At 67.4% G+C, this 8473-nt stretch carries 7 protein-coding genes; 4 read left to right on the forward strand and 3 right to left on the reverse strand.

Translation table 11 applies throughout. The annotated features are described in order from the left end of the window. Nucleotides 1-65: 65 nt before the first annotated feature. Nucleotides 66-3632, reverse strand: a complete 3567-nt coding sequence (locus tag O9335_RS10990; RefSeq protein WP_298387865.1) for an indolepyruvate ferredoxin oxidoreductase family protein — start codon at nucleotides 3630-3632, stop codon at nucleotides 66-68. A gap of 197 nt (nucleotides 3633-3829) precedes the next feature. On the opposite strand from O9335_RS10990, the gene O9335_RS10995 reads away from it, so the two are divergent. From O9335_RS10995 to O9335_RS11010, 4 genes are read left to right on the forward strand one after another with little or no spacing between them, the layout of a single operon-like run. Continuing rightward, nucleotides 3830-4420: an Lrp/AsnC family transcriptional regulator gene (locus O9335_RS10995; protein ID WP_298387867.1), complete on the forward strand. Its 591-nt coding sequence runs from the start codon at nucleotides 3830-3832 to the stop codon at nucleotides 4418-4420. Between the two features lie 25 nt (nucleotides 4421-4445). Beyond that, the gene (locus tag O9335_RS11000) at nucleotides 4446-5603 is read left to right on the forward strand and encodes a GGDEF domain-containing protein (RefSeq protein ID WP_298387869.1); all 1158 of its coding nucleotides are present in this window, start codon (nucleotides 4446-4448) and stop codon (nucleotides 5601-5603) included. After that, entirely contained in the window at nucleotides 5600-6229 is a 630-nt protein-coding gene (locus O9335_RS11005) for a hypothetical protein (RefSeq protein WP_298387872.1), read from the forward strand. Before O9335_RS11000 ends, O9335_RS11005 begins: the two co-directional genes overlap by 4 nt. Beyond that, nucleotides 6226-6606 carry a methylglyoxal synthase gene (locus O9335_RS11010; protein WP_298387874.1) on the forward strand — a complete coding sequence of 127 codons (381 nt, stop codon included), beginning with the start codon at nucleotides 6226-6228 and terminating at the stop codon, nucleotides 6604-6606. Before O9335_RS11005 ends, O9335_RS11010 begins: the two co-directional genes overlap by 4 nt. Nucleotides 6607-6802: 196 nt before the next feature. On the opposite strand, the gene O9335_RS11015 is transcribed toward O9335_RS11010, so the two are convergent. Then, nucleotides 6803-8011, reverse strand: coding sequence for a beta-ketoacyl synthase (locus tag O9335_RS11015; protein ID WP_298387876.1), 1209 nt, complete (start codon nucleotides 8009-8011; stop codon nucleotides 6803-6805). Further along, on the reverse strand, nucleotides 8008-8259 hold the full coding sequence (locus O9335_RS11020) for an acyl carrier protein (RefSeq protein WP_298387878.1): 252 nt from the start codon (nucleotides 8257-8259) through the stop codon (nucleotides 8008-8010). The genes O9335_RS11015 and O9335_RS11020 overlap by 4 nt, the downstream gene beginning before the upstream one ends. Between the last annotated feature and the right edge of the window lie 214 nt (nucleotides 8260-8473).

The raw sequence follows: 8473 nt of genomic DNA on the forward strand, positions 1-8473 counted from the left end.
GAACCGGCGGGCGTTGTTGGGGGCGTCGGGTGGCCGAGCGATCAGGCGTTCATCCGTTCATCCGTTCATCCGTTCCATTGCGCCAGCAACTGCTGCCACTTGGCTTGCACCGCGTGGGCGTGGCGCTCCTTGACGTGGCCGAAGCCGCGGATGTCCTCCGGCAGGCGGGCCAACTCCAGGGCCTGCGGCAGGCGCTCGGCGCTCAAGCGGGCCAGGATGGCCTCGACGGTGGCGCGGTACTGCTGGATGAGGGCGCGCTCCATCTTGCGTTCGGCCGTGTGACCGAAGACGTCCAAGGCCGTGCCTCGCAGCCCTTTGAGCTTGGCCAGCAGGTGGAAGGCCGGGCGAATCCAGCGGCCCATGGGCTGCTTGACCAGCTCGCCCTTGGCGTTCTTCTTGGCCAGCAGCGGCGGGGCCAGGTGGTGCACCAGCTTGACGTCGCCCTCGAACTGCGCGGCGATCTTGGCCAGGAAGCTGGGGTCGGTGTGCAGGCGCGCCACCTCGTACTCGTCCTTGTAGGCCATCAGTTTGAACAGGTACTTCGCCACCGCCTCGGTCAGAGCCGTGCCGCTGCCGATCTTGGCTTCGGCGGCACGCACTTTTTCGACGAAGGTCCGGTACTCGGCCGCGTAGGCGGCGTTCTGGTAGCCGGTGAGGAACTCGACGCGCTTGGCCACGATCTCGTCCACGCCCGGGCGCTTGACGATTTGGATGACCGACTGCGCGGCGAACAGCGAGCGCACCTTGGCCAAGTCGTGGGCGCAGCGGCGGCCCCACTCGAAGGCGGCCTTGTTGTTGGGCACCTGCACGCCGTTGAGCTCGATGGCGCGCATCAAGGCGGCATGGCTCAGCGGGATGCGGCCCTGCTGCCAAGCAAAGCCCATCATCAGCGGGTTGGTGTAGATGCTGTCGCCCAGCAGCTTGACGGCCACTTCCTCGGCGTCGAACTTGCCCAGCAGGTCTTCACCCACGGCGTGGGCCAGCGCGGTTTCGCAGGCGCCACCGGGGTGCTGCCAGTCGGCGTTCAGCACGAAGGTGGCCGTCGGGCTGCGGTGGGTGTTCAGGGCCACGTAGGTGCGGCCCGGGCGCATGACTTGCAGCGTGGCTTTGTTGGCGGCCACGATGCCGTCGCAGGCGATGACGAGGTCGGCCTCGGCCGTGCCCACCTTGGTGCAGTGGATGGCGTCCTGGGTGTTGGCGATCTGGATGTGGCTCCAGGTGCTGCCGCCCTTTTGAGCCAGGCCAGCGGCGTCTTGCGTGACGACGCCCTTGCCTTCCAGGTGGGCCGCCATGCCCAGCAGTTGGCCGATGGTGATGACGCCCGTGCCACCCACGCCGGCCACCACGATGCCCCAGGCTTCTTCGCAGCCGGGCAGGGTGGGGTGAGGCAGCTCGCCCAGCAGGGCGTTGTCGGTGGGCGAGGCCTTCTTGGCCTGCGCCTTCTTCAGCGTGCCGCCTTCCACCGTGACGAAGCTGGGGCAGAAGCCCTTGACGCACGAGAAGTCTTGGTTGCAGCTGTTTTGGTTGATCTGGCGCTTGCGGCCGAACTCGGTCTCCAGCGGCTCGATGGACAGGCAGTTGCTCTGCACCCCGCAGTCGCCGCAGCCTTCGCACACCAATTCGTTGATGACCACGCGCTTGTCGCTGGTGGCCATCTTGCCGCGCTTGCGGCGGCGGCGCTTTTCAGTGGCGCAGGTTTGGTCGTAAATGATGGCGGTGACGCCGGGGATCTCGCGGAACTCGCGCTGGATGGCGTCCAGCTCGTCGCGGTGGTGCACCGTCACGCCCGGGGCCAGCACCACGCCGGTGTACTTCTCCGGCTGGTCGGTGACGATGACCAGCTTGGCCACGCCTTCGCTCAGCACCGACTGCATGATCTGCAGCACCGAGTGGCCCTCGGGCCGCTCGCCCACCTGCTGGCCGCCGGTCATGGCCACGGCGTCGGTGTAGAGGATCTTGTAAGTGATGTTCACCCCGGCGGCGATGCTCTGGCGGATGGCCAGGATGCCGCTGTGGAAGTAGGTGCCGTCGCCCAGGTTGGTGAAGATGTGCTTTTCGGTGGTGAAGGGCTGTTGGCCCACCCAGGGCACGCCTTCGCCGCCCATCTGCGTGAAGGTGCTGGTGTTGCGCCCGGGCATCCAGCTCACCATGTAGTGGCAGCCGATGCCGGCCACGGCGCGCGAACCTTCGGGCACGCGGGTGCTGGTGTTGTGCGGGCAGCCGCTGCAGAACCAGGGCACGCGCTCGGCGCCGCCGGCCACGCTGACCTCGTCGTTCAGCGCGCGGTCCTTGGCCTCGATGACGGCCATGCGGGCGTCCAGCCGGGCCATGACGTCGGCATCCACGCCCAGCTTCTTCAAACGCTTGGTGATAGCGCGGGCGATGATCGCTGGCGTCAGGTCGGCCTGGGCGCGCAGCAGCCAGCGGTCGCTGGGGTTGGGGCGGTTCCACTCGCCGCCGCTCATGTCGCCCTCGCTCTCCTCGAACTTGCCCATCACGTTGGGACGGACGTCGGGGCGCCAGTTGTAGAGCTCTTCCTTCAGTTGGTACTCGATGACCTGGCGCTTTTCTTCGACGACCAGGATCTCTTGCAGGCCGGTGGCGAAGTCGCGGGTGATGGTGGCTTCCAGCGGCCACACCACGTTGACCTTGTGCAGGCGGATGCCCAGGCGGCGGCAGGTGTCGGTGTCCAGGCCGAGGTCGTGCAGGGCCTGCACGGTGTCGTTGTAGGCCTTGCCGCTGGCGATCAGGCCGAAGCGGTCCCCCTGGCCACCATTAGGGCCCTCGATGACGTTGTAGTTCAGCCGGTTGGCGCGCACGTAGGCCAGGGCCGCGTACCACTTGAAGTCCATCATGCGGGCTTCTTGGTCCAGCGGCGGGTCGGGCCAGCGGATGTGCACGCCGCCCGGGGGCATCTCGAAGTCGGTGGGCAGCACGATGTTGACGCGGTCGGGGCTCACGTCCACCGTGGCGCCGCTCTCGACGATCTCCTGGATCGTCTTCATGCCGCTCCACAGGCCGCTGTAGCGGCTCATGGCGAAGGCGTGCTGGCCCATGTCCAGGATGTCTTGCACCGTGGTCGGGAAAAAGACCGGGAAGCCCACGGCCTTGAAGACGTGGTCGCTTTGGTGCGCGGCCGTGCTGCTCTTGGCGATGTGGTCGTCGCCGGCGATGGCGATCACGCCGCCGTGCTTGGCGGTGCCGGCCATGTTGGCGTGCTTGAACACGTCGATGCAGCGGTCCACGCCCGGGCCCTTGCCGTACCAGATGCCGAAGACGCCGTCGTACTTCTTCTTGTCGGGGTACAGGTCGAGCTGCTGCGTGCCCCACACAGCGGTGGCGCCGAGCTCTTCGTTCACGCCCGGCTTGAAGACGACGTGGTTCTTCTCCAGGTGCTTGCGTGCGGCCCACAGGGCCTGGTCGTAGCCGCCCAGGGGCGAGCCGCGGTAGCCGCTGATGAAGCCGGCGGTGTTCAGGCCGTGCATCGCGTCGCGGGCACGTTGCAGCATGGGCAGGCGCACCAGGGCCTGGATGCCGCTCATGAAGGCGCGGCCTCGGTCGAGCTGGTACTTGTCGTCCAGCGTGACGGTGTCCAACGCGCGGCGGATGTGCTCGGGCAGGGGGGCGTTCATGGTCAAGGCTCCTGGCCTGGGGGTCGTTTGAGTGTGCTCGGTTGAGCGCGGCAACGGGCTGCGGGCAAGCCCTTGTGGGGCGGGGCGCAAGCAACCCGGCAGTGTAGAAACTTCGGTGCGCGAAGTGCTTGCGATGTTTGCGCCGAAAACCGAAGATTGAGCAATCCTGTTGCTGCCGTGGTGCACAAAAACCGCCGATGACCGCCAAGAAGCCAGCCCGAGCGAAAGACCCTCGCGCCGCCGTGGCGCGTCTGCCCAAGGCCGATGAAGCGCCCGACGCTGAGCGCAGCGGCAGTGCGCTCGACCGCTACGACATCGCCATCCTGGCCGCGCTTCAGCACGACGCTCGGCTGACCAACGCCGAGCTGGCGGCCCGCATCGGTCTGACCGCCGCGCCCACTTGGCGCCGCGTGCGCTGGTTGGAGGAGCAGGGCTACATCACCGGCTACCGGGCGGAGATCGACCGCCGTCGCATCGGCCTGGGCGTGCTGGCCTTCGTGCGCGTGGACGCCGACCGCAACAACGCCGCCGCCACCCGCCAACTCGAGGCGGCCTTGCGCGCGCTACCCGAGGTCATCAGCTGCCACTACATCAGCGGCGCCGGCACCTTCGAGCTGCAGGTGGTGGCCACCGACCTCGATGCCTTCAGCCGCTTCACGCTCGACACCCTGCTGGTGCTGCCCAACGTGGGCGACGTGCACACCAGCTTCAGCCTGGGCGAGGTGAAAGCCGCAGGCGCCCTGCCTTTGCAACACCTGGGCCTGGGTGCGGGCTCGATGTCGCGGTAGGCTTTGGCCCTGGCCCCGACCGCTCATGAGCGCTGACCCCATCCCGAATCCGCCGCCGCCGGCCCTGCCCCTGCGCTGGACGGCATTGCTGGGCACCGACCCCGACATGCGCTTGCGGGTCGGCCAGTTCCTGGTCGGCAGTGCCCTGATGGTGACCCAGTGGGCGTTTGTGCTGGGGGTCAGCCATTACGAGGGCCTTCACGGCACGGCGGTCGGGCTGTGGTGGCTCAGCACCTTGGTGGTGTACCTCGTTTTCTACGTCTTGCTGCGCAGCGGTCATTCGACCCGTTGGCCAGATCCATCGCTCACGCAAGCGCAAATGTTGGCAGCCTTGGCGCTCACGGCGACCGCCTATCCCTTCGTGAGCCGTGTGGGGGGCTTGGTGCCCGGCGCCATGATGGTCATTCTGTGCTTTGGCATGTTCCGCTTGTCCACCGGCTTGGTCTGGCGCGCGGGGGTGTTTGGCTGGGTCATGCTGGCCCTGGTGATCGCTTGGAACCCCTGGCCCAGGGCCGGCGACCGGTGGCTCGATTCGGTCGTGTTGTTGTCCACGGTGGTGTTGTTCGGGGGCACGGGCTTCTTGGCTGAGCGGCTGATGCGGATCCGGGTGCGGCTGAGCGAGCAGCGCCAGCAACTCAACGAGGCCCTGGCCCGTATCGAGGCGCTGGCCCACCGCGACGCGCTCACGAGCCTGTTCAATCGGCGCTTCGGCGACGCTTTGTTGGAGCAGGCGCTCACCCGCCAGCGACGCGATCCCGGGCAGGCGCTCAGCGTCGTCCTGATCGATCTCGACCACTTCAAGCGCGTGAACGACCAGCACGGCCACGCCGTGGGCGATGCGGTGCTGCAAGCTTTCGCCAACGCCGGCCGCGAAACCTTCCGCGAGGGGGACACCTTCGTGCGCTGGGGCGGCGAGGAGTTCTTGTTGGTGCTGAGCGGCTCCGACCCGGGTGCCACCCACTTGGCCCTGGCGCGGCTGAGAGCGGCGCTCACGCCCGCGCTCGAGGCCAGCGGGGCCTTGGCGGCTCTCGGTGAGCGGCCCGAAGGCCAACCGGCCCTGACCTTCTCCGCGGGTCTCACCGCGTGGCGTGCGGGTGACACCGTGCGCACGGTGCTCGAGCGCGCCGACCGGGCGCTTTACCGCGCCAAGGACGAAGGCCGCGACCGCGTGGTGGTGGAGTGAGCCTGCGACGGCGCGCCTTGTGGGCTGGGCTTGTTGTGCCTTGGCTGGCCCGAGCGGCCGATGCCACTGTTGCTTGGGAGGTGCAATTGCGCTGGGTTCGCTGGGCCGTACCGCCCGCCGCCCAGGTGTCGCCCGGTCAGCGCGTCTGGTCCACCCGCCGACCCGAGGACGCCGTGGAGACCCTGGCCCCCCGCCTGCGGCTGAGCGTGGGGGCGGAGGCCGCCTGGACCTTGTCGCGCCCCCAAGGCACCCTGGCCTGGGTCGACCTGGGCCGGGTTCAGTTGCCGATCCCCTGGACCCCCGAGGCGGCGGCCGAGCCGGCCACGCTGCAGCGCCTGTGGGTTCGGCTGGAGGCGGTTGGTGCCCCCGACGTTGCCGGCCGCGCTGGATCGGTGGGCTCGGACCGCTCTGTCCGCGTGACCTTGCGGTGGGACGGCGCCGAGACCGCGAGCGCCACCGAGGCCTGGCACACCACGCTGTGGGTGCCGTCGGGCCGCTGGACCACTGTGCTGCGCCACGACGATCCGGCCCCTTCCCCCGCGACCCCGGGCGAGTGGCGCAGCGGCGACGCCGTGCCGCGCCGCAGCCGCGAGCTTCAACTGCACATCAGCCCCCTGCTGCCATGACCACGCCCCTTCGCATCGCCCTCATCGCCCACGACCGCCAGAAGGACACCATGGTGGCCCTGGCCCGAGAGTTTGCCGACCGCCTGCACCCCTGCACCTTGATGGCCACCGGCACCACCGGCGGGCGCTTGCAAACCGAGGTGGGCTTGACCGTGCACCGCTACCTGAGCGGGCCCCTGGGCGGCGACCTGCAAATCGGCGCGCGCCTGGCCGAAGGCGGTGTGGACGCTGTGGTGTTCCTGCGCGATCCGATGACACCGCAGCCGCACGAGCCCGACATCAATGCCTTGGTGCGCGCTTGCGATGTGCACGACGTGCCCTGCGCCACCAACGTGGCCGGGGCGCGGCTGTTGCTGGGGGCGCTGTTGCCGGGCTGAATGTCTGTGAGGCGCCCGTCACCTTCGGCGGGATCGCCGGTCATCGGTGCGGCGTTCAGGTCGAGGGCGCTGCGAGCGCTCCAAGCGAGCCTGCTTCGGCGAATCTCTTGAGATCGGGGCGATGCCTTCAGTCAGGTCACCACCGATTCACCCCTTTTGTGGCGACGCGAACGTGGCTCGATGGCGCATCACTGGATCACGCAGGACGCCGAAAAGCCAAAACGGAATTGGTGCCCCCGAAGGCGAAAGAACTGCTCACGGCCGCACGAAGGTCAGCGTCCGTTTGGCCTTGGGGAGGCACCAGTTGGAGGCCTAGGGTTGCATCAGGATTGAAAGTGTGAGCGTTGGGTGGCAATCGGCCGTGGTGCAGGGCCAGGACGGTCACCACAGCCTCGATGGCACCCGCAGCGCCCAGCAAATGGCCGTGCAGTGCCTTGGTTGAGCTGACTTGCAATCGATCAATGGCGGAGCCCCAAACAGCCCGTAGGGCTGAAGCTTCGACACTGTCGCCAATCTTGGTCGCAGTGCCGTGCGCGTTGCAGTAACCCACATCGGCAGCGTTCAGTCCGGCCATCCGCAATGCGGTTCGCATGGCCCGCTCCTGGCCAGCGGCATCGGGTTTGGTCAGATGCGTCGCGTCGCAACTCAAGCCCCAGCCAGCGAGTTCTGCGTAGGACCGTGCACCTCGCGCCCGCGCCCGCTCATCAGACTCCAGCACCATGAACGCAGCCCCCTCGCCCAACACAAAACCGCTGCGATCGCTGGCGAATGGACGGCAAGCTGTCGAAACCTCGCCATCGGCGGCCACATGAGCCAAAGTCATCATGGCTTGCCATGCCATCACCACCCCGGGCACCAAAAGGGCTTCGCTGCCACCCGCTATGGCAACGTCCACATCTCCATTCCTGATGGCTTTGGCCGCCTCGGCAATGGCGACCGAAGACGAGGCACAAGCGACCGAGTAAGTGAGAACCGGGCCCTTCGTGCCATGACGCAATGCGACGTGAGCCGCCGGCGCATTGGGCATGTAGGCTGGAATGGTGAGGGGTGGCACGCGCTCCGCGCTGCGGTAGGCCAAGTCCAGCGCGTGGGCCCCACCCATCCCGCAACCAACATAAACCCCCACACGGTCGGGATCGATGTCCTTCAGTCCCCCGGCGTCGGCCAGAGCCAAACTGGCCGCTGCCACTGCCATCTGGCTGACCCGGTCAACCCCCGCCAGTTGGAGCTTGTTGAACCAACGGCTTTCGTCGAATGCCACCGCTGCAGCGGCGGCTGGTTTTGCAAGCTCCGGAAAGATCGGCCGCACCGCCGATTCACTTCGCATCAGCGCAGCAAACATGCGTTCGGTGTCATCGCCATGGGGCGACACCACCCCAAGACCTGCAACCAGAACGGTTTTCACCTTGGAACTGCAGCGGTCTCGCCCGCCCTCAACCGGTCCACCACGTCGGCCAACTCGGCCAGGGTGTCGAGGTTCGGGTTGTTGTCGGGAATACTGATGCCGTACTTGTCTTCGACAGCGAAAATGAACTCAACCAGCGCAAGCGAGTCGATCCCGCTGGCGCGCATCGATGCATTCGGCTCTAGCGCTTCAGGTGCCAAGCCGTACTTTTCATGGATGAGTTCTTGGAGTTCTTTGAGCGAGCTCATGCTGACACTTCCGTCGTTGCTTTTTACTTCGCGGCCGAGTTCATCGCGAGGTGCACGGCCACTCGCCTGATGACAGTCAGGCGGTAACCCGATGATATCTGTGCACTAGGAGTCTGCGCGGCAGAAGCCCAGGCCGGCGTGGCCCCTGGTCCGGCGCAGGCTAGGAGCGACGCCGCCGTGGACTCGTGTCCACAAGAAGGAGCGACAACGCATG

Source organism: Inhella sp., from assembly GCF_027532025.1.
Taxonomy (GTDB): domain Bacteria; phylum Pseudomonadota; class Gammaproteobacteria; order Burkholderiales; family Burkholderiaceae_C; genus Inhella.